General features: G+C 67.0%; 19 protein-coding genes. 8 read left to right on the top strand and 11 right to left on the bottom strand.

Going from position 1 to position 18,712, the window contains the following annotated elements; translation table 11 throughout:
• Positions 1-113: 113 nt before the first annotated feature.
• Positions 114-2,888 carry a DNA polymerase I gene (gene polA / locus AC5P60_RS06355; RefSeq protein ID WP_483693410.1) on the bottom strand — a complete coding sequence of 925 codons (2,775 nt, stop codon included), beginning with the start codon at positions 2,886-2,888 and terminating at the stop codon, positions 114-116.
• A gap of 98 nt (positions 2,889-2,986) precedes the next feature.
• Here polA and AC5P60_RS06350 point away from each other — a divergent pair, with 98 nt between their 5' ends.
• Positions 2,987-3,271 carry a DUF2782 domain-containing protein gene (locus AC5P60_RS06350; RefSeq protein ID WP_005411628.1) on the top strand — a complete coding sequence of 95 codons (285 nt, stop codon included), beginning with the start codon at positions 2,987-2,989 and terminating at the stop codon, positions 3,269-3,271.
• A gap of 257 nt (positions 3,272-3,528) precedes the next feature.
• On the opposite strand, the gene AC5P60_RS06345 is transcribed toward AC5P60_RS06350, so the two are convergent.
• Positions 3,529-3,975, bottom strand: coding sequence for a universal stress protein (locus AC5P60_RS06345; RefSeq protein WP_005411629.1), 447 nt, complete (start codon positions 3,973-3,975; stop codon positions 3,529-3,531).
• Between the two features lie 185 nt (positions 3,976-4,160).
• Between AC5P60_RS06345 and AC5P60_RS06340 the strand changes: the two genes are divergently transcribed.
• Positions 4,161-4,307 carry a hypothetical protein gene (locus tag AC5P60_RS06340; RefSeq protein ID WP_231522502.1) on the top strand — a complete coding sequence of 49 codons (147 nt, stop codon included), beginning with the start codon at positions 4,161-4,163 and terminating at the stop codon, positions 4,305-4,307.
• An 85-nt stretch (positions 4,308-4,392) separates the two neighbouring features.
• On the opposite strand, the gene AC5P60_RS06335 is transcribed toward AC5P60_RS06340, so the two are convergent.
• Both AC5P60_RS06335 and AC5P60_RS06330 read right to left on the bottom strand, forming a co-directional pair.
• A complete protein-coding gene (locus AC5P60_RS06335; protein WP_483693411.1) occupies positions 4,393-4,947 on the bottom strand; it encodes a hypothetical protein in 555 nt (184 codons plus the stop codon).
• 88 nt (positions 4,948-5,035) lie between these two features.
• Entirely contained in the window at positions 5,036-5,362 is a 327-nt protein-coding gene (locus tag AC5P60_RS06330; RefSeq protein WP_033833837.1) for a low molecular weight protein tyrosine phosphatase family protein, read from the bottom strand.
• 138 nt (positions 5,363-5,500) lie between these two features.
• Here AC5P60_RS06330 and AC5P60_RS06325 point away from each other — a divergent pair, with 138 nt between their 5' ends.
• Positions 5,501-6,211 (top strand): hypothetical protein, encoded by a 711-nt coding sequence (locus tag AC5P60_RS06325; RefSeq protein ID WP_033833844.1) that lies wholly within the window; start codon positions 5,501-5,503, stop codon positions 6,209-6,211.
• A gap of 176 nt (positions 6,212-6,387) precedes the next feature.
• Here AC5P60_RS06325 and uvrD read toward each other — a convergent pair whose 3' ends face one another.
• The 5 genes from uvrD to rpmB all read right to left on the bottom strand — a co-directional run bounded on the left by uvrD (position 6,388) and on the right by rpmB (position 12,228).
• Entirely contained in the window at positions 6,388-8,580 is a 2,193-nt protein-coding gene (gene uvrD / locus AC5P60_RS06320; RefSeq protein ID WP_483693412.1) for a DNA helicase II, read from the bottom strand.
• A 9-nt stretch (positions 8,581-8,589) separates the two neighbouring features.
• Positions 8,590-10,011, bottom strand: coding sequence for an FAD/NAD(P)-binding protein (locus AC5P60_RS06315; RefSeq protein ID WP_483693413.1), 1,422 nt, complete (start codon positions 10,009-10,011; stop codon positions 8,590-8,592).
• A gap of 45 nt (positions 10,012-10,056) precedes the next feature.
• Complete coding sequence (gene cls, locus AC5P60_RS06310) at positions 10,057-11,475, bottom strand: cardiolipin synthase (protein WP_495201719.1); 1,419 nt, start codon at positions 11,473-11,475, stop codon at positions 10,057-10,059.
• Between the two features lie 338 nt (positions 11,476-11,813).
• Positions 11,814-11,981 carry a 50S ribosomal protein L33 gene (gene rpmG, locus AC5P60_RS06305; RefSeq protein WP_169411268.1) on the bottom strand — a complete coding sequence of 56 codons (168 nt, stop codon included), beginning with the start codon at positions 11,979-11,981 and terminating at the stop codon, positions 11,814-11,816.
• 10 nt (positions 11,982-11,991) lie between these two features.
• Positions 11,992-12,228, bottom strand: coding sequence for a 50S ribosomal protein L28 (rpmB, locus tag AC5P60_RS06300; protein ID WP_005411638.1), 237 nt, complete (start codon positions 12,226-12,228; stop codon positions 11,992-11,994).
• Positions 12,229-12,507: 279 nt separating this feature from the next.
• On the opposite strand from rpmB, the gene AC5P60_RS06295 reads away from it, so the two are divergent.
• The gene (locus AC5P60_RS06295; RefSeq protein ID WP_033835342.1) at positions 12,508-13,722 is read left to right on the top strand and encodes a glycosyltransferase; all 1,215 of its coding nucleotides are present in this window, start codon (positions 12,508-12,510) and stop codon (positions 13,720-13,722) included.
• 13 nt (positions 13,723-13,735) lie between these two features.
• Here the strand turns inward: AC5P60_RS06295 and dnaQ are convergent, their stop codons facing one another.
• Together dnaQ and AC5P60_RS06285 are read right to left on the bottom strand one after the other, a co-directional pair.
• A complete protein-coding gene (gene dnaQ / locus AC5P60_RS06290) occupies positions 13,736-14,245 on the bottom strand; it encodes a DNA polymerase III subunit epsilon (RefSeq protein WP_005411640.1) in 510 nt (169 codons plus the stop codon).
• Between the two features lie 55 nt (positions 14,246-14,300).
• A complete protein-coding gene (locus AC5P60_RS06285; RefSeq protein ID WP_483693414.1) occupies positions 14,301-15,194 on the bottom strand; it encodes a LysR family transcriptional regulator in 894 nt (297 codons plus the stop codon).
• Positions 15,195-15,303: 109 nt separating this feature from the next.
• Between AC5P60_RS06285 and AC5P60_RS06280 the strand changes: the two genes are divergently transcribed.
• The 4 genes from AC5P60_RS06280 (at position 15,304) to AC5P60_RS06265 (ending at position 18,708) form a co-directional block, all read left to right on the top strand.
• Positions 15,304-15,702: a RidA family protein gene (locus AC5P60_RS06280; RefSeq protein ID WP_483693415.1), complete on the top strand. Its 399-nt coding sequence runs from the start codon at positions 15,304-15,306 to the stop codon at positions 15,700-15,702.
• 161 nt (positions 15,703-15,863) lie between these two features.
• On the top strand, positions 15,864-16,196 hold the full coding sequence (locus AC5P60_RS06275; RefSeq protein ID WP_033835343.1) for a hypothetical protein: 333 nt from the start codon (positions 15,864-15,866) through the stop codon (positions 16,194-16,196).
• Positions 16,197-16,252: 56 nt separating this feature from the next.
• On the top strand, positions 16,253-17,506 hold the full coding sequence (locus AC5P60_RS06270) for a TolC family protein (RefSeq protein WP_483693416.1): 1,254 nt from the start codon (positions 16,253-16,255) through the stop codon (positions 17,504-17,506).
• Positions 17,503-18,708 (top strand): efflux RND transporter periplasmic adaptor subunit, encoded by a 1,206-nt coding sequence (locus tag AC5P60_RS06265; protein ID WP_483693417.1) that lies wholly within the window; start codon positions 17,503-17,505, stop codon positions 18,706-18,708. Before AC5P60_RS06270 ends, AC5P60_RS06265 begins: the two co-directional genes overlap by 4 nt.
• The last annotated feature ends 4 nt before the right edge of the window (positions 18,709-18,712 follow it).

Genomic DNA, 18,712 nt, shown 5'->3' with positions numbered 1-18,712 from the left:
ACGGTTCGTGAAGGGGCCCAATTTAATGAACCTCGATCAGGACAACATTCATGATCGAGTCAGAAACCTCTGACGAATGAACGAATTCACGTCGTTATCGGCCTGAAATACCCTCAGTGCGCTTCGTCCCAGTTGTTGCCGACGCCGGTATCGACCACCAGCGGCACCCGCAGTTTGGCCGCTTGCGACATGCGCTCCACCACCTGCAAACGCAAGTCTTCAACGAAACTGCTTTCGGTTTCGAACACCAGTTCATCGTGCACCTGCAGGATCATCCGTGCCGGTGCGCCGCTGTCACGCAGCCACTGGTCCACGTCCACCATCGCGCGTTTGATGATGTCGGCGGCGGTGCCCTGCATCGGCGCGTTGATCGCCGCGCGTTCGGCACCGGCGCGCAGGCCCTGGTTACGTGCATGAATGTCGTTCAGGTACAGGCGACGACCAAACAGGGTTTCCACATAGCCCTGGTCGCGGGCCTGCTGGCGCATCCGCTCCATGAAGTCACGCACGCCCGGGTAGCGGCTGAAGTACAGCGCCACGTAATCCTGCGCCTGGCCGCGGTCGATGCCCAGGTTGCGGGCCAGGCCGAAGGCGCTCATGCCGTACATCAGCCCGAAGTTGATCGCCTTGGCGGCGCGGCGCTCGTTCGGGGTCACTTCCTCCAGCGTGCGCCCGAACACCTCGGCGGCGGTGGCACGGTGCACGTCGGCGCCCTGCTCGAAGGCACGCACCAGGCCCGGGTCCTCGGACAGGTGGGCCATGATCCGCAGTTCGATCTGCGAATAGTCGGCCGCCAGCAGCTGGAAGCCCTCCGGCGCCACGAACGCGCGGCGGATGCGACGGCCGTCCTCGGTGCGGATCGGGATGTTCTGCAGGTTCGGATCCGACGAGGACAGGCGGCCGGTGGCGGCACCGGACTGGTGGTAGCTGGTATGCACGCGGCCGGTGTCCGGGTTGACCATCTCCGGCAGCTTGTCGGTGTAGGTGCTGCGAAGCTTGGCCAGCCCGCGGTACTCCAGGATCACGCGCGGCAGCTCGTGCTGGTCGGCAATCGCCTCCAGCGCCTCTTCATTGGTGCTGGGCTGGCCCTTGGGGGTCTTCACCACCGCCGGCAGCTTCAACTCGTCGAACAGCACCGCCTGCAGCTGCTTGGGCGAATCCAGGTTGAAGCTGCGCCCGGCCAGCTCGGTGGCTTTCTGCTGCGCTGCCAGCATGCGCGAAGACAGGTCCTGGCTCTGCCGGCGCAGTTCGTCGGTGTCGACCCGCACGCCGTTGGCTTCGATGCTGGCCAGCACCGGCACCAGCGGCATCTCGATGCCGCGGTAAACGCTGTCCAGCGCCGGCTCGGCCAGCAGCTGCGGCTGCAGCGCGTGGTGCAGGCGCAGGGTGATGTCGGCGTCCTCGGCGGCGTAGCGGCTGGCCTCGTCGATGCCCACCTGCGAGAACGGAATCTGCTTGGCGCCCTTGCCGGCCACGTCCTCGAACTTGATGGTGCTGTAGCCCAGGTAGCGCAGCGCCAGCGAATCCATGTCGTGGCGGGTGGCGGTGGAATTGAGCACGAAGCTCTCGAGCATGGTGTCGTCGTGGTAGCCCTGCACCTGCACGCCGTGGCGGCGCAGCACGTGCAGGTCGTACTTGCCGTGCTGGCCCAGCTTCTTCTTCGCCGGGTCCTGCAGCACCGGGCGCAGTGCGTCCAGCACCTGCTGCAGCGGCAGCTGGGCCGGCGCACCCGGGTAGTCGTGGCCGACCGGAATGTAGGCGGCCTTGCCCGGTTCGACCGCCAGGCTGATGCCGACCAGGCGCGCACGCATCGCGTCCAGCGCATCGGTCTCGGTATCGAAGCTGATCAGGTCGGCCTGCTGCAGGCGTTCGACCCAGGCCTGCAGCTGCTCGGCGCTCAGCACGGTCTCGTATTCACCCGGCGCGGACAGTGCCGGATCCAGCGTGCCGGCGGCGGGCGCCTCGACGCTGCCACGCGCGAAGCCGGCCGCAGTGCCGCGCAGGCTCGGGGTCGCCTCGCTGGCGGCCACCGGTGCCGGCACCGGCGCACCCAGCTCCTTCAGCGCCTGGGTGAAGCCGTAGCGCGCATACAGCTCGGTCAGCTCCGGCACGTCCTGCTCGCGCAGGGCCAACGTGGTCGGGCTGGCGTCCAGCGCCAGGTCGGTGCGGATGGTCACCAGCTCGCGGTTCAGCGGCAGACGCTCCAGCGCCGCGCGCAGGTTTTCGCCGATCTTGCCCTTCATGGTGGGCGCGGCCGCCATCACCCCATCCAGGTGCTGGTACTCGGCCAGCCACTTGGCAGCGGTCTTCGGCCCGCACTTCTCGACGCCCGGCACGTTGTCGACCGCGTCGCCCATCAGCGCCAGCAGGTCGATGATCTGGTCGGCGCGCACGCCGAATTTCTCCATCACCGCCGCATCCGAATCCATGCGGCTGCCGGTCATGGTGTTGACCAGCTCGATGCCCGGGCGCACCAGCTGGGCGAAGTCCTTGTCGCCGGTGGAAATTGTCACCTTCAGGTCCTGCGCCAGGCCCTGGAGGGCCAGCGTGCCGATCACATCGTCGGCTTCCACGCCGGGGACGCGCAGGATGCTGATGCCCAGCGCCTCGACGATGCGGCACATCGGCTCGACCTGGCTGCGCAGCTCATCGGGCATCGGCGGGCGGTTGGCCTTGTACTGGTCGTACAGGTCATCGCGGAAGGTCTTGCCGGGCGCATCGACCACGAACGCGACGTAGGCCGGGCGTTCCTTCAGCGTCGAACGCAGCATGTTGACCACGCCGAACAGTGCGCCAGTGGGTTCACCCTGTGCATTGGACAGGGGCGGCAGCGCGTGGAACGCGCGGTACAGGTAACTGGACCCGTCGATCAGGACTAATCTGCTCATGGGCCGATTCTACGCGCCCGTGCCTGCACCGCGACGACACGGCACGCACCTGGCGATGGGGCATAATCAGGGCTCTCTCTAGGCAAAGGCCCCCGCCGATGAAGACCCTGATGCTGGCTTCCCTGCTCCTGCTCGCTGGCTGCGCCAGCATGGGTGGCGCAGGTGCTCCCCCGGTGGACGTCAAGGGCGCCGATGTCTCCAAGCGCACCATGGACAACGGCGATGTCATCGAGGAATACCGTGTGTCCGGCCAGCTGCGCATGGTCAAGGTGACGCCATCGCGCGGTGCTCCGTTCTACATGTACGACAAGAACGGCGACGGCCGTTTCGACAACGACAAGGATGGCGTGTCGCCGGTGTACTGGAAGCTGTACAGCTGGTGAGGTGACCGGGGTTGGATCCCTCTCCACAGGAAAGGGCTCTGACCGCTCAAGGCCATCGGTACGGCCCATCCACGCATGGCGTGGATCTACCGGGACAACGAACGTGGATCCACGCCATGCGTGGGTGACCGCCTATCAGTAGATCCACTCCATGCGTGGATCCGCCCCCCGATCCCCGACAAAAAACAACGCCGGCGCGCATCCTGCGGCCGGCGTCGGGTCCCCTCCCCGGGAACGCTTGAATCAGTGGGTGTGGATCAGCGGATGACCAGCACCGGCAGCGTGCTGCGTGCCAGCACTTCGGCGGTCTGGCTGCCCAGCAGCACGCGGGTCACGCCACGGCGGCCGTGCGAGGTCATCACGATCAGGTCGCTGTTGCGCTCGCCGGCGGTCTCGATGATGCCGTCAGCCGCGTAGCGGTCCAGCACGTGCACCGGATTGGCGGTGATGCCCTGCTCGGCGGCCTTGGCCAGCGCCGGCTGCAGCACCTTCTGCGCGCCTTCCTCGCGGTCGGCCTTGTACTCGGGGCTGTTCATGTAGCCCACGCTCCAGCCCATGGCATCGTACATGCCGACGGCCCACGGCTCGGAGACAGTCACGATATCGACCTCGGCATTGAGGTCCTTGGCCAGTTCCAGGCCCTTGGCCAGGCCTTTGTCGGCCAGCTCGGACCCGTCGGTGGCAATCAGGATGCGCTTGTACATGGTGGGGCTCCGTAGCGATCTGCCAGATGGGAACAACACCATTACACACCGGATGTGGAGGCTGCGCCTTGAGCAGGATCAATCCGGCGCCGCGCATTGGCGTGTGCGCACCGCCCGCTTGCACGCACCGGTCGGGCGGCGCATGCTCGGCGGGCGGCGCACTGCCGCGCCCAAGGACGACCGACATGCAGGACAACAAGCCGCCCGTCTGGAGTTCCCAGAAGTCCATCATGGTCGCCGCGATCATCGCCTTGGCGGTGCTGTTCGGCGGCTACCAGATCGGCAAGGACATGGCGCTGCGCGACAACGCCCGGCAGTCAACCGGCCGATAACCTGCTGCCGTAGAGTCGAGCTTGCTCGACTGCTTCTGCTCACCAAAGGCGGTCGAGCAAGCTCGACCCTACAGCGCCCCCACCTTCAGGCGATCTGCACCACGCGTGCGTTCTGGCACAGCGGATAGCTGCCCACGAATTCGGCAATCGCATCGCGCATCGCCTCGAACGATTGGCCGTACATGTACAGCGCGGTCTCGGTCGGGCCCTGCCACCAGCTGCAGATCTCGCCCAGGCCGTCGATGCTCTCCGACAGCTGCTCGAACACGTGGTTGGAATCGCACTGCTCGTAGACGTCGTCCGGCAGGTTCAGGCCATCCAGGTAGATGCCCAGGCCCTCGGTCACGCCGAAGCTGCGGTCGGCCTCGCCTGCGCCGTGGATCTTCGAGCCCTTCGGTGCACCCAACTGCTCCAGCAGGTCGATCAGCTTCGGTACGCCACCCGCATCGACCAGCGCCACTTCGATGTCGCCGTATTCGACCTCACCCAGATCGGACATCGCAGTGCCGCCGCCCGTCAGCTCGCCCACCTGGGCCGCCTGCAACAACGCGTCAAGCGGATCCTCGAACAGTTCATGGCGATGTTCGGGTTGCAGCTTGGCATTCAACGTCACGGTGACGTGCAGCGTGGGTTCGGTCATGGGGGCGTTCCTGGAAGAAGTGCCGCCTATTGTAGATACCGTGTCGCCCTTGCCTAGGCGAGGGCGACACGGTATCTACAACAGCCCGTCAACGCAGGAACGGGGTCACCTTGCACTTGAGCAGCTCCACCAGCACCGGGTCCATGTGGTCGTAGTCGTCCGGGATATCCAGGCAGATCACCCGCTTGCCGTTCAACCAGGCCTTGTAGCGGCTGGACAGCCGATTGCGGTGGGCGCGCACCATCACGAACACCAGGTCCGCCCACTGCAGCAGCTCAGGGCTGAGCACTTCCTCGGCGTCGGCCAGCAGCCCGGCCGAGGCGGTCTCGATGCCCGGCCAATCGGCAGATACCTGCTCGGCCGTAGGGCTGCGCAGGCGGTTCTGGCTGCAGAGGAAGAGCACGTTGCGGGTCATGAGCGCAGCCTAATCGGGGTCGAATCCCTTTTCCAACGGAAAAGGGCTCTGACACCAACAGGGTGCTTTCAGACAAATTGCATGGTCGGATGACCGTTCAAGGGGCCACCATGTGCTTTTGCCACCGTCCAGATGTCCATGATCACCAAGGATGACCTGTTAACGTCGTTCGGAGAGGTGGCCGAAGTCCACGGCTGCTACTTCAGCAAGTACGTAGTCGCGACGTACGTACTCTATTGCTGCGTGAGGAATGCCAAGAGACATGACCTCGCGATCGCGTCCAAGAATGTCGATGATCCGGAATTCGCCACCAGCGTTGTGCTGAACGCACCGCACCATCTTTCACATGATGGGCCAACGATCTTCGAGATTCCTTCCAACGCCTATGGGTTCACTCATGCGATGGCGGTTCCCAGCACCTATCACGGGCTTCTGAATCGGATCGAGAAGCGCACGGGGCTGTTCCTATGCCTGCCGATCTTCCGGTGTGAGTTCAACGGCAACGAATCAGCAGAGGATTTCAGGTGGTCCACACATCACATCGTTGACGTCAACAACTGGCATAGGACCAGGCAGCCGAAGATATGCGTGTACTTCGACAATCCCCGCACTGGCGGCGGAACGGACAAGGACGGCGCCATCGTGAGCCTGGAGACGTTAATGGCCGAGATCGACAACCTCAACGGAGTGAGCAGCGGCTTCATCGAGATCACCAACTATCGCAATGAGGTGATCGAGGTGTTGTCGCCGGAGGAAGGCCACTACGTATTGATCCGCAACCGCCAGGATGAAGAAGCAATGGACCGCGCCGGGTTGGTGGCAGCCGTGGAGACATTCACCATCAGCTGATAGCCGACCGCTGTTGTAGAGCCGAAGGTAGCGGCAGGAGCCGCTGCCAACGTCGCTTGCGACGGCCCGAAGGGTGCCGGTCAGGACGACCGGCATAGCCATGCTCGGCTGCTCTTTCCCGCCAGAAGCAGCCGAGCATGGCTCGGCTCTACAGGAATTCCCGCCTCTGACGGTGATCAGATCACCGTCAGGTTGGCATACGCCATCACCAGCCACTTGCTGCCGGCGTCGGCGAACTCGACCTGCACGCGGGCGTGGGCGCCGCTACCTTCGTAGTCGGTCACCATGCCTTCGCCGAACTTGGGATGGGTGACCAGCGCACCGAGCTTGATCGGCGGTGCCTCGATCGAGGCATGGCCCATCACCCGGCTGGCGCCCATAGAGGCCGGTCGCGAGACCTGCACCTTCGGGCGCACTTCGTGCAGCAGCTCGCGCGGAATCTCGCGCAGGAAGCGCGACGGCAGGCTGTAGTTGTCCTGGCCATGGATGCGGCGAGATTCGGCGTAGCTCAGCACCAGCTTCTGGCGCGCGCGGGTGATGCCGACGTAGGCCAGGCGACGCTCTTCCTCCAGCCGCCCGCTTTCCTCCAGCGAACGTGCGCTGGGGAACAGGCCGTCTTCCATGCCTGCCAGGAACACCAGCGGGAATTCCAGGCCCTTGGCCGAATGCAGGGTCATCAGCTGCACACCGTCCTCGCCCGCCTGCGCCTGGCCTTCACCGGCCTCCAGCGCGGCATAGGCCAGGAACGCGACCAGCTCGTCCATGTCCTCGCCCACTTCCTCGATGTCGTCGGCGCGGCGCACGAAGCGCGAAGCGACCGAGACCAGTTCGTCGAGGTTGTCGGTGCGCGATTCCGAATCCAGCGAATTGCGGCTTTCCTTGCTCCAGTGCTCGCGCAGCTGCGAGCGGGCCAACACGTGGTCCACGCGCTCGGCCAGGGTCATGTGCACGGTCTGCGCCTGCAGCTCGTTGACCAGCCCCAGGAAGCCGGCAAGTGCATTGCGCGCGCGTGCGGCCAGCGCGTTGCCCTGGGTGACCAGCATCGTTGCTTCCCACAGCGAGATGCCCTGCGCGCGCGCCTCGCGGCGCACTTCGTCCAGCGTGCGGTCGCCGATGCCCCGGGTAGGCGTGTTGACCGCGCGCTCGAAGGCGGCGTCATCGTTGCGGTTGGACAGCAGGCGCAGGTAAGCCAGCGCGTCCTTGATTTCGGCACGTTCGAAGAAGCGCATGCCGCCGTACACGCGATAGGGCACCTGTTCGCTCAGCAGCGCCTCTTCAAGCGCGCGCGACTGTGCGTTGCTGCGGTAGAGCACGGCCACTTCGGTATAGCTGCCACCATCGCGTACCCACTGGCGGGCACGCTCGACGATGTAGCGCGCCTCGTCCATCTCGTTGTACGCCGCGTACAGGTCGATCGGTTCTCCGTCGCCACTGTCGGTCCACAGCTGCTTGCCGATGCGATCCGGGTTGTGCGCGATCACCGCATTGGCAGCGCCGAGGATGTTGGCAGTGGAGCGATAGTTCTGTTCCAGGCGGATGGTCTGCGCACCTGGGAAATCACGCAGGAAGCCCTGCACGTTCTCGACCTTGGCGCCGCGCCAGCCGTAGATGGCCTGGTCATCGTCACCAACAACGAACACGTGGCCGGAATCACCGGCCAGCACGCGCACGAAGGCGTACTGGATGGCGTTGGTGTCCTGGAACTCGTCCACCAGGATCTCGCGGAAGCGGGCACGGTAGTGCGACAGCAGCGCAGGGTTGTCGCGCAGCAGTTCATGGGCGCGCAGCAGCAGCTCGGCGAAGTCGACCAGGCCGGCGCGGTCGCAGCGTGCCTGGTATTCGATATAGGCCTGGCGCATGGTTTCCAGCCACGCATCATGCGGCTCGGGCTGGATGTGCTGCGGGCGGCGACCCTCATCCTTCTGTTCGTTGATCCACCAGGCGATCTGCTTGGCCGGGTACTTGCCGTCGTCCAGTTCCAGCGCCTGCACCACGCGCTTGACCAGCCGCAGCTGATCATCTGAATCCATCACCTGGAAGCCTTCGGGCAGCTTCGCGTCCTGCCAGTGCAGGCGCAGCAGGCGGTTGGCCAGGCCGTGGAAGGTACCGATCCACATGCCACGGCTGCCATTGGGCAGCTGTGCGTCGATGCGGTGGCGCATTTCGCCGGCCGCCTTGTTGGTGAAGGTCACCGCGAAAATGCCGTGGGTCGGCACGCCATCGACTTCATGCAGCCAGGCAATGCGGTGAGTGAGTACGCGGGTCTTGCCGGAACCGGCACCGGCCAGCACCAGGTGGTGGCCGGGGGGAGCGGAGACGGCTTCGCGCTGGGCCGGGTTCAGGCCATCAAGCAGGTGGGAGACATCCATGCGCCCATTTTACGGCATCGCCGTCGCGGCTCCTGCGACCACTTGGGTGGCCAGTGCCTGCGCCTGCTGACGCAGTTCAGGCACCGCCAGGCTTTCCCACAGGCTGCCGATGCGCAGGCTGCCGAGCACGCCCAGCTGCGCCTGCGGCTGGCCACCGGCGGCACACAGGCGATCGCCCGGCACCATGCTGTCCAGGCCCAGCCCATGCGGGCCGGGGCGGGCCAGGCCATCGGCCTGCAGCTGCTGCAGCAGCGGGTTGCGCAGCGCACTGGCGCGGGTTTCCACGCCGGTAGCGTTGATCACCCCGCTGATCGTCCACTGCTGTTCATTGCCGGTGGCATCGCGACCCGACAGCCGCAGGGCATCGCCTTCGCGGCCGACGCGTTGCAGGCGGGACCGGTGGATACGCAGTTGGCCGCTTTCGATCAGCGCCTGCAGCTGTGCGTCGACCTCTTCGGCGATGCGGTGGCGATGCACGTCCCAGTAGCGCACCACATGGCGCAGGAAGCGGCGCTGGTCGGCCGCGTCGAGGCTGCACCACAGCGCCTGCCCGTGCGGACGGATACGGTCCATCACGCCCTGCCACGGCAGGCCGTCGGCCTGTGCCTGGCGTGCGAACCCACGCAACGCGCGCAGGCGCTGGCGCAGGTTCATCGGCAACAGCGTGGCCGGGTCGAACGTGGGCAGGCCGCCGTGCGCATGCGGCAACGGCAGCAGGCCGTGGCGCGAGATCACGTGCAGCGGGCCGGTGTGGCCGGCAGCGACCAATGCCAGCACGGTGTCGGCCATGCTCAGGCCGGAGCCGACGATGGCCACGGCCTGCTCGCCGGCCAGGGTGCGCACGCCGTCGTAGTCCCAGGCCTCGATCACGTCATCGGCGGGCAGCGCCTCGGCACCGGCTACCGGCAGCGGTCGCATGCTGTTGCCGGTGGCCAGCACCGCCTGCGCGGCGTGCAGCGTGCTGCCATCGCCGAGTGTCAGCTGGTAGCCATGGTCATCCGGCTGCAGGCCCAGCACCGGCTGCGCGATCACCTGCAGCTGTGCCGGGCTGGTCGCAGCGGCCTCCTGCAGGCGCTGCTGCAGGTAGGCAGCAAAGTAGTGGCGGCACACATAGCGCTCGCCCAGCACCTCGCGCGCCTCGCCCGGGTAGGCATTGGCGGCCATCAGGTAGTCGAGGAAATCGCCGGGCTGGTCGGCAAACGCACTCATCTTCGCCGCCGGCACGTTCAGCAGGTGCTCCGGCCACGGCGTGGCATAGGCGATACCCTGGGCCAGCTGCGAGGCGGGTTCGAAGATGGCCAGCGCCAGCGGCGCATTCGCCTGGCGCAATACCTGGATCGCCACCAGCACCCCGGCCGCACCACCACCGATGATCGCCAGGTCCAGTTCGCCATTACGCGGTGAATCAGTCATGTGCCGATTGTAGGCCATCGGCGATGACGGGCCGGATTGCCGGAATGGGCGGCCGGCATTGCTTCACATCAACGCATCGGCCAGCCGTGCAATACCTTCGCGGCTGCGCCGCCACGCAGGGCGGCTGCGCCACTGCTGCAGGTCCAGCTGCCGCGACTCGCGCAGGTAGCCATCCTCGATCGCGCACAGCTGCTGCACCAGCGCGCGGTCGTAGCAGATCAGGCCGATCTCGGCATTCAGCGCGAACGAGCGGATATCCATGCTGATGGAGCCGAGCACGGCGATGTCCTCATCCACGCTCATGTGCTTGGCGTGCAGGAACTGCGGCTCGTACAGCGCGATGCGCACGCCACAGCGCAGCAGTTCATCGTAGTAGGCCTCCTGCGCCCACGACGTCAACCGCTGGTTGTTGCTGGCAGACAGGATCAGCTGCACCTGCACGCCGGACAATGCGGCGATACGCAGCGCACTCAGTGTGGCTTCGTCAGGCACGAAGTACGGGGTGACCATCACCAGCCGGCGTCGCGCCAGGTGGATCAGCGCGGCTACCGCGTCGCGCGCGTTGCTGTACGGGTAGGCCGGGCCGCTGGGCAGCAGCTGGGTGGCGATGTCGTCGCCGCATTCGGGCACATCGGTGATCACATCCAGGCGCTGGCCGGTCTCCATGTACCAGTCGCTGGCGAATACGGCTTCCAGGTGCGCCACCGCCGGGCCGCGGACGCGCGCCACCAGTTCGCGGTTCGGGTGGCCCGGCACGAACTGCGGGCCCGCCAGGTTCTGCGAACCGACATAGGCCACTTCGTTGTCGATCACCGCGATCTTGCGGTGGTTGCGCAGGTCCATGCGTCCGCTGCGACGCCAGCGCAGGCCACCGGGCAGCATCGCGCGCACTTCGATGTCGCGCGCCTGCAGGCGCTTGCGATAGGCGCGCAGGCCACGCTTGGCGCCCACCGCATCGAGCAGCACGCGGCACTGCACGCCACGCGCGGCGGCACGCTGCAAGGCCTCGACAATGGCCTCGCCGACCGCGTCGTCGAACATCAGGTAGTACAGCAGGTGCACGCGGTCTTCGGCCTGGTCGATGTCGGCGATCAGCGTGTGCAGCGACTCGTCGTAGTCGGTCAGCAGATCGACGGCGTTGCCGTGTACCGGCATGAAATCGCCTTGGCGCTGCACCAACGGCACGATCTCGGCGCTGGCGGTGTCGGGCTGTGGGGTCCAGCGCAGGCGATGCTGCAGCGCCTGCTCCTCACGGATCACCTGCGAGGCCTCGGCCTGGCGGCGGATGCGCTCGCGCGACAGCCACGGATGGCCGAACAGCAGGTACAGCGGCAGGCCCAGCAGCGGTACGAAGCCGACCAGCAGCAGCCAGCTGCGCGCCGCGCCGGGCGTGGTGCGGGTGGGAATCCAGCACAGCGCGACCAGCCGGATCAGCCAGTCGATCAGCAGCAGGTAGGAACCCAGCAACCACTCGAACAGCATCGTGTCGCCCGTCGGGAGGTGATGGGCCATTCTGCCCACCGGCCTTTGTAGAGTCGAGCCGCGCTCGACTGCGTTGAAGCAGCGTGCCAACCAAGGTTGGCACCTACCGGGGGCGGGGACCGCGTGTCGACCAACGTCGACACCTACCGAGCACGGGGACAGCATGTCGGCCAAGGTTGGCACCTACCGAGCACGGGGACAGCGTGTCGGCCAAGGTTGGCAGCCACCGGGTGTGGGAACGTGCCGACCAACGGTCGGCACCCACCACCTGGATACCAGACATGAAAAAACCCGCCACAAGGGCGGGTTTCTTCGCGGGGACCAGCAATCCTTGCGGATTACTTGATCTTGCCTTCCTTGTACAGGACGTGCTTGCGCACGACCGGATCGTACTTCAGGAATTCCATCTTCCCCGGGGTGTTCTTCTTGTTCTTGTCGGTCGTGTAGAAGTGGCCGGTACCGGCCGAGGAAATCATACGGACCTTATCGCGCTTGCCTGCCATGATGCTTTACTCCTCAGACCTTTTCGCCGCGCGCACGCAGCTCAGCCAGAACGGAATCAATGCCGTTCTTGTCGATGGTGCGCAGTGCATGCGCGGAAACACGGAGCTTGACCCAGCGGTTCTCGCTGGCCACCCAGAAACGGCGCTCGTGCAGATTCGGCAGGAAACGACGACGGGTCTTGTTGTTGGCGTGCGAGACGTTGTTACCCGTCTGCACTCGCTTGCCGGAAACCTGGCATACGCGGGACATTGCGCACCTCGATAGTAGTAGTTGTCAGCCCGTAGCCCGGGAGACGGCGGCCTCGATGGTTGCCCACCACACGTCAAGAGAATCAAAGGGTTACGCTGGCGTTGGGCGGCCGGGGACGTGCTCCCGGGGGGCGCCGCCCGGTAGAAAACCGGACACAGCGAGCCGCGCATTATGCACGGGTTCAAGCACTTGCGCAAGTTACCCACAGGCTGCGGCTGAACCGGCAGGGCCGGGAGCCCGCCAACCGGCATACTGCTCCGGTTCACTGCGGAGCTTTCCATGCGGCTGCTGGCCCTGACCTACGGAACCGAAGGCGATACGCGTCCCCTGGCCATGCTCTGCCATGGGCTGATCGGCGCAGGCCACGAGGTGACACTGCTTGCCGATGGCGGCACCCTGGGCAGCGCGCAGGCACTGGATGTGCCCCATGCGGCTCTTGAAGGTGACATCCATGACGAAGTGGTCGCGCTGGTCTCGCGTGGCAACGGTGTTGCCGCCGCCAGTAGCGGGCTGGCACGGATGGCGCTGCAGCATGTCAGCGGCTGGATGCGCCAGGCCGATGCCGCTGCCGAAGGCTGCGATGCGATTCTGACCGGTGGCCTGGCGGCCTTTGTCGGCATGAGCGTGGGCGAACGCCGCGGACTTCCGGTCATCGGCACCGGCATGATCCCGCTGACCCCGACGCGGGCCTTCCGCTCTCCGTTCCTGCCACCGGGACGCTCGCCGGGCTGGTTGAACCGCGCCAGCTATGGGCTGGTCAACGGCCTGATCTGGCGCCAGTTCCGTCGGCCGATCAACGCAGCCCGCAAGCAGCTGGGGCAATCGCCGCGCCGCTCGCTGTGGCCCGGCCTGCCGATGCTCTATGGCATCTCGCCGCAGCTGCTGCCGCCACCGGCGGATTGGCCGGCCGACCACATCGTCTGTGGCCAATGGCGCCTTCCTGATGCGCCCTGGATACCCCCGGCCGATCTGCAGGCCTTCCTCGATGCCGGCCCGGCGCCGGTGTATCTGGGCTTCGGCAGCATGACCGGCTTTGATCGCGAGCGCGTGTTGCCGGCCCTGCTGCAGGCGCTGGCGCCACGCCGGGTGCTGCTGTTTCCTGGCTGGGTGGGACTGCCTGCGATGCGCTTGCCCGATTCGGTCTTCGTACTGGGGCCGACTCCACACGAAGCGCTGTTCCCGCGTTGCGCATTCGCCATCCATCACGGTGGCAGCGGCACCACGCATTCGGCCTGCCGCGCCGGTGTTCCTTCGCTGGTGATGCCGTTCGCCGCCGATCAGTTCTTCTGGGCTGATCGTCTGTATCGGTTGGGCGTGGCACCGGCACCGTTGTCACCGAAGCGGCTGGACGCAGCAACGCTGGCGGCAGCCATCACCTTCGTTGAAACCGACGCAACACGCGCACGCGCGGCGGCCCTGGGCGTGGCGATGCGCCATGAGGACGGGGTGGCCTGTGGCGTTGCAATGATCGAGCGATGGTTGCGGCCGGTGTGACAGCGGCCAGGCCTCAGCGCAGGTGCGGAATCACCTGCGCCAGCAGGTGCGCATCCTTCAACGCGCCATGCAGGCCGCGCTGGCTGGGAATGCGCAGGCGCTGCAGCACATCATCCAGCTTGTTGCCCTGACCCGGCCAGCGTCCCCGCGCAAGCTTCAGGCTGCAGGTGATGCGGCAGTGCTGGGCCAGCGTGCCGGGGATACCGGACAGGCGCAGCTCGTTGTCCAGGAAGCCCACATCGAAGGTAGCGTTGTGCGCGACCATCTCGCTGCCGCGCAGGAACTCCAGCAGTTCGGCCGCCTTGCTGGAGAACAGCGGCTTGCCCACCAGCATCGCATCGCTGATGCCGTGCACGCGCTGTGCGCCCCAATCCACCTTGCGCTGCGGCTGCAGGTAGGTGTGGAACTGGCGGCCGGTGAGCTGGCCATCGATCAGTTCGACGGCACCGATTTCGATCACCCGGTGCCCCAGGCGGTGGGAGATGCCGGTGGTTTCGGTATCCAGTGCGACGATGCGGCTCATGCGTGAGGCTGTTTCCTGTTGCGTGCTGTGGTGATTTTCGCACGCCCGGTGTGTGTCACCCCTGCGCCTCCACCACCCAATCGATGAACACCCGCAGCCGCTGGCTCATGTGCCGGTTCGGCGGGAACATCACATGCATCGGCATCGGCGGCAGCTGCCAGTCCTGCAGCACCGGCAGCAGCTCGCCGCGCGCCACGTGCGGCTCGGCCATGTAGCTGGGCAGCGCCACCACGCCCAGCCCCGCCAACGCAGCGGCCAGATAGGCGTTTCCATCATCGAAGCCGACCGTATAGCGGCCCTGCACCTCAACGCGCTCATCGCCGCGCTGTGCAACGAACACGCGTGCGCGGCCACTGCGCGGGCTGAGGAAGCCGACCATGTGGTGGTCGCGTCCTTCCAGAGCGCGCGGATCGGTCGGCAGGCCGAAACGCTGCACATAGCCGGGGCTGGCGTGGAAACCGATCGGCAGCGCGCCGAGCGGTCGCGCCACCAGTGCCGGGTCGGTCGGGGTGCCACCCCGGATCACGCAATCGACGTTGTCGGCGATGACGTCGACCTCGCGGTCGCTGACGCCGATGTCCAGCTGGATCTCCGGGTAGCGCGCCTGGAAATCCGGCAACGCCGGCACCAGCCGCAACCGCGCGTACGGCCCGGGCACATCCACGCGCAGCCGCCCGCGTGGCTGGGTGGCCGCGTCGCCCAGCCCGCCCTCCACTTCTTCCAGCTCGGCCAGCAGGCGGGCGATGCGCGGGTAGTAGGCCGCGCCATCGGCGGTGACGCTGACCCGGCGCGTGGTGCGGTTGAGCAGGCGCAGCCGCAGGTGCGCCTCCAGCTGCTGCACCAGCTGGGTGGCCGTGGTGCGGCTGATCTGCAGGGTCTGCGCGGCGCGGGTGAAGCTGCCGGTCTCCACCACGCGGGCAAAGGCCCGCATCGCCTCGAAACGGTCCATGGCTGACTGCAATTGTTTGGGATTTGCAATCAATCTAGGCCGATCATCGCGGTTTATCCAGACAGCGCTGGCGCGGAGGATAGGCGTCCTCACCCACGGGTTCTTCCCCATGTCACAGCGTGATGTCGTTTTCCCCGCCGGCCGCCAGGCCCTGTACGAGCGCAACCGCTACTCGCCGGCGATCCGATCCAACGGTTTCCTGTTCGTCTCCGGCCAGGTCGGCAGCCGCGAGGACGGCTCACCCGAACCGGACTTCGAAACGCAGGTCCGCCGCGCCTTCGAGAATCTCAATGCGGTGTTGGCTGCTGCAGGCTGCACGTTCAATGACGTGATCGACGTGACCGTGTTCCTGGTCGATCCGGAGAAGAACTTTGAGAAGGCCTGGGCGATCGTGCCCGAGTACTGGGGCGAGGCGCCGCACCCGACCCTGACCGGCATCGGCGTGACCTGGCTGTATGGGTTCCAGTTCGAGATCAAGGTGATCGCGAAGCTGCCTGCAGACCGGTAGTGCCGGCCGCTGGCCGGCAGCAAGGTGTCGGGGTCAGAGCCCTTTCCGGCGGAAAGGGATCCGACCCCGCGCCCGGCCCACCTGAACGGGAGATTCCGACGTATTCCCGAAGCGGCCATTGATATTGTATCCGGCGAAAACCGCTTGCTAGCCTCCCTTCCATGCGCCGGATCGCCCGCCACCTTCGCTCGTACCTGCTGATGCTGCTGATGGCGGCATTCGTGGTCGTGCCGGTGGCCGACGCACTGGCCTGCACGGTGGAACCGCACGCCAGCACGGTGCATGTTGAGACCGCACCGGATGCCGATGGCGATACCGACGGCAAGCATGTCGGTGCCTGTGGCCACAACCACTGCCATCACTCCAATCTGAGCCTGCCGGCCAGCACCCTCGCCGCCTTCGGTGCGCCACTGCCGGCGCGCTGGATGAATGCCGGCGACGTGGCGACCTATGCGGTCGCCCAGGATGAATTGACGCGTCCCCCCCGGGCGTGAGTTGAGCGCGTCCCGCAATCGCGGGCTCCCGTTTCACTCACAACCGGAATCCCCCTATGTCGATCCTGACACCTCGGTCGCCGCGCGCGGCCGGGCTGGTCGTCGCCGTGCTGCTGGGCCTGGCCCCGGCAATGCAGGCGTCGGCACAAGCCGCCCCTTCCTACGACAGCCTGCTTGAACGCCTGGACCAGCTGCCCGGCACCCGCGTGGGTACGGCGCTGGCCGAGGCCGCCGACGCGCGCGCCGACCAGGCCCGTGCGTTGCCCAACCCTTCCCTTTCCTACTCCGCCGAAAACGCCTGGGGCACCGGCTCCTATGGCGGCATGGGCAAGGCCGATACCGTGCTCACCTTGTCCCAGCCGCTGGAGGTCTGGGGCCAGCGTGGCGCGCGCGTCCGTGCGGCCCGGGCCGAAGCCCAGGCGGCCAACCTGCGTGGTGCCCAAAGCCGCAGCGACGTGGCCAGCCAGCTGGCGGTGGTCTACGCACAGGCGGAAAGTGCACTGCGCCGCTACACCCTGGCCGAAGAAGCACTGACCCTCACCCGCGCTGACGCCAACGCCGTCAACGCGTTGGTCAAGCAGGGCCGCGAACCGCAGCTGCGTGCGGTGCAGGCGCAGAGCGAGGTGGCCAACGCCAGCGCCGCGCTGGATGAAGCGCAGGCGTTCCGCGATGCCGCGCTGGCCCGCCTGGCCGGTGCTGCACTGCTGGATGCACCGGTGCAGTCGATCAACGACAGCCTGCTCGACCGTGCGCCGCCGCTACCGCGTGGCGCCACCGACGTGGCACTGGCGGTGCGCATCGCCGAAGCCGAAGCCGATGCGGCGGGCAAGCTGGTCGAGGTGGAGCGCAAGCGTGCCCTGCCCGACCTCAGTGTCACCGCCGCGCAGACCCGCTTCCGCGAAGGCGGCGAGCGTGCCTACAACCTCGGGGTCAGCCTCAGCATCCCGCTGTTCGACCGCAACCGCGGTGGCATCCGCGCCGCCAATGCCGACCAGCGCGCGGCCGAAGCGCGCCTGGACCAGCAGCGCCGCGACAGCGAGGCCGAGCGCCTCTCTGCGGTGGCCGGGTTGAAGGCCGCCAGCAGCCGTACCCGCGCCGCCGATGAAAGCGTGGTCGCCGCCGAAGAGGCGTATCGCCTGGCCCGCATTGGCTTCGACGCCGGACGCATCTCGCAGCTGGAACTGCGCAGCACGCGCAGCGCCCTCATCGCCGCCCGCGGCACCGCCGTGGATGCGCGCCTGTCGCGCGTCGCCGCGGAAATCGATCTTGCCCGCCTGGAAGGGCGCGCACCCTTTGTGGAGGCTCCATGACTCTCTCCCGTACTTTCCCGCTGATCGGCGGCGTACTGCTGACCGTCCTGCTGGCTGGCTGCGCCGGCAACGCGCAGACGCCTGCCAATGAAAACCCCGCTGCGGCCAAGGCCGGCACCGACGATGGCCACGGCCATGCCGCCGGCAGCAAGGAAGCCAAGGCAGAAACCGCGAAGGCACCTGCTGACGCCGACGAAGGCGTGGTGCAGCTGACCCCGGAGCAGATCAAGGCCTCCGGTATCGAAGTGGTCGCGATCGGTCGCGGTGGCGGTGGCTCCACGCGCCTGTCCGGCCGGGTCGAACCGTCGGTCGGTGCACGCGCCTCGGTGGCGTCGACCGTGACCGGCCGCGTCGAACGCGTTCTGGTCGCACCGGGCACCGCGGTGAAGCAGAACCAGGCACTGGCGATCGTGGTCAGCGGCGAAGCGGCGGTGTTCCGCGCCAATGCGCTGGCCGCAGCGGCCGAAGCCGAAGCCGCGCGGCTGGCCTATGGCCGCGACAAGGCGCTGGTCGACCAGGGCGTGGTCGCCCGCCAGGAGATGGAAGCCTCCCGTGCACGTTCGCTGGCGGCACAGGCCCAGGCTGCTGCCGCGCAGGCCCAGGCCGCCGCCAACGGTGCGCCCGATGCCAGCGGTCGCGTGCGCATCACCAGCCCGGTGGCCGGCATCGTCGGCAACGTGCAGGTCACGCCGGGCGGCGTGGTCGCCGCCGGCAGCGCGGTGGCCGACGTCGCCGACCCGACGATGAACGAGCTGGTGTTCACCGCACCGCCGGCGCTGGCCGCGCAGGTCACGCCCGGCATGAAGCTGGAAGTCAGCGTGCCGGGTGGCAGCTTCACCGCCACCGTCACCGGTTCGGCTGCCGATGTGCGCCAGCAGGGCGGCGTCGCGGTCATCCGTGCCACGCCGGTGGATGCGTCGCTGCCGCCGGCCGGTTCGCCGGTGTCGGCCGTGGTGGTCACCGAAGGTCAGGACGGCTCGCTCAGCGTCCCGGCCGATGCAGTGCAGAACGTCGATGGCAGCAGTGTGGTGTTCGTCGCCGTCGAAGGCGGCTTCAAGGCGCAGCCGGTCCTGGCCGGGCGTCGCGCCGGCGACCGTATCGAGATCCTCGGTGGGCTGACCGGCAACGAACGCATCGTCGGTGCCAACGCCTTCCTGCTCAAGGCCGAACTGGCCAAGGGCGAAGCCGAGCACGGCCACTGAGGAG

Source organism: Stenotrophomonas sp. YJH_SMC_120 (genome assembly GCF_059368675.1).
The sequence above is the reverse complement of the archived record's forward strand: the minus strand, read 5'-3'. Positions and strand labels throughout refer to the sequence as shown.

Excerpts from the sequence above, each read along its gene's own strand:
- uvrD (WP_483693412.1), bottom strand. The coding sequence starts at position 8,580 with ATGGATGTCTCCCACCTGCTTGATGGCCTGAACCCGGCCCAGCGCGAA.
- AC5P60_RS06265 (WP_483693417.1), top strand. The coding sequence starts at position 17,503 with ATGACTCTCTCCCGTACTTTCCCGCTGATCGGCGGCGTACTGCTGACC.
- AC5P60_RS06275 (WP_033835343.1), top strand. The coding sequence starts at position 15,864 with ATGCGCCGGATCGCCCGCCACCTTCGCTCGTACCTGCTGATGCTGCTG.
- AC5P60_RS06330 (WP_033833837.1), bottom strand. The coding sequence starts at position 5,362 with ATGACCCGCAACGTGCTCTTCCTCTGCAGCCAGAACCGCCTGCGCAGC.
- cls (WP_495201719.1), bottom strand. The coding sequence starts at position 11,475 with ATGCTGTTCGAGTGGTTGCTGGGTTCCTACCTGCTGCTGATCGACTGG.
- AC5P60_RS06340 (WP_231522502.1), top strand. The coding sequence starts at position 4,161 with ATGCAGGACAACAAGCCGCCCGTCTGGAGTTCCCAGAAGTCCATCATG.
- AC5P60_RS06335 (WP_483693411.1), bottom strand. The coding sequence starts at position 4,947 with ATGACCGAACCCACGCTGCACGTCACCGTGACGTTGAATGCCAAGCTG.
- AC5P60_RS06270 (WP_483693416.1), top strand. The coding sequence starts at position 16,253 with ATGTCGATCCTGACACCTCGGTCGCCGCGCGCGGCCGGGCTGGTCGTC.
- AC5P60_RS06280 (WP_483693415.1), top strand. The coding sequence starts at position 15,304 with ATGTCACAGCGTGATGTCGTTTTCCCCGCCGGCCGCCAGGCCCTGTAC.
- AC5P60_RS06345 (WP_005411629.1), bottom strand. The coding sequence starts at position 3,975 with ATGTACAAGCGCATCCTGATTGCCACCGACGGGTCCGAGCTGGCCGAC.
- AC5P60_RS06285 (WP_483693414.1), bottom strand. The coding sequence starts at position 15,194 with ATGGACCGTTTCGAGGCGATGCGGGCCTTTGCCCGCGTGGTGGAGACC.
- polA (WP_483693410.1), bottom strand. The coding sequence starts at position 2,888 with ATGAGCAGATTAGTCCTGATCGACGGGTCCAGTTACCTGTACCGCGCG.
- rpmB (WP_005411638.1), bottom strand. The coding sequence starts at position 12,228 with ATGTCCCGCGTATGCCAGGTTTCCGGCAAGCGAGTGCAGACGGGTAAC.
- AC5P60_RS06325 (WP_033833844.1), top strand. The coding sequence starts at position 5,501 with ATGATCACCAAGGATGACCTGTTAACGTCGTTCGGAGAGGTGGCCGAA.
- AC5P60_RS06315 (WP_483693413.1), bottom strand. The coding sequence starts at position 10,011 with ATGGCCTACAATCGGCACATGACTGATTCACCGCGTAATGGCGAACTG.
- dnaQ (WP_005411640.1), bottom strand. The coding sequence starts at position 14,245 with ATGAGCCGCATCGTCGCACTGGATACCGAAACCACCGGCATCTCCCAC.
- AC5P60_RS06295 (WP_033835342.1), top strand. The coding sequence starts at position 12,508 with ATGCGGCTGCTGGCCCTGACCTACGGAACCGAAGGCGATACGCGTCCC.
- AC5P60_RS06350 (WP_005411628.1), top strand. The coding sequence starts at position 2,987 with ATGAAGACCCTGATGCTGGCTTCCCTGCTCCTGCTCGCTGGCTGCGCC.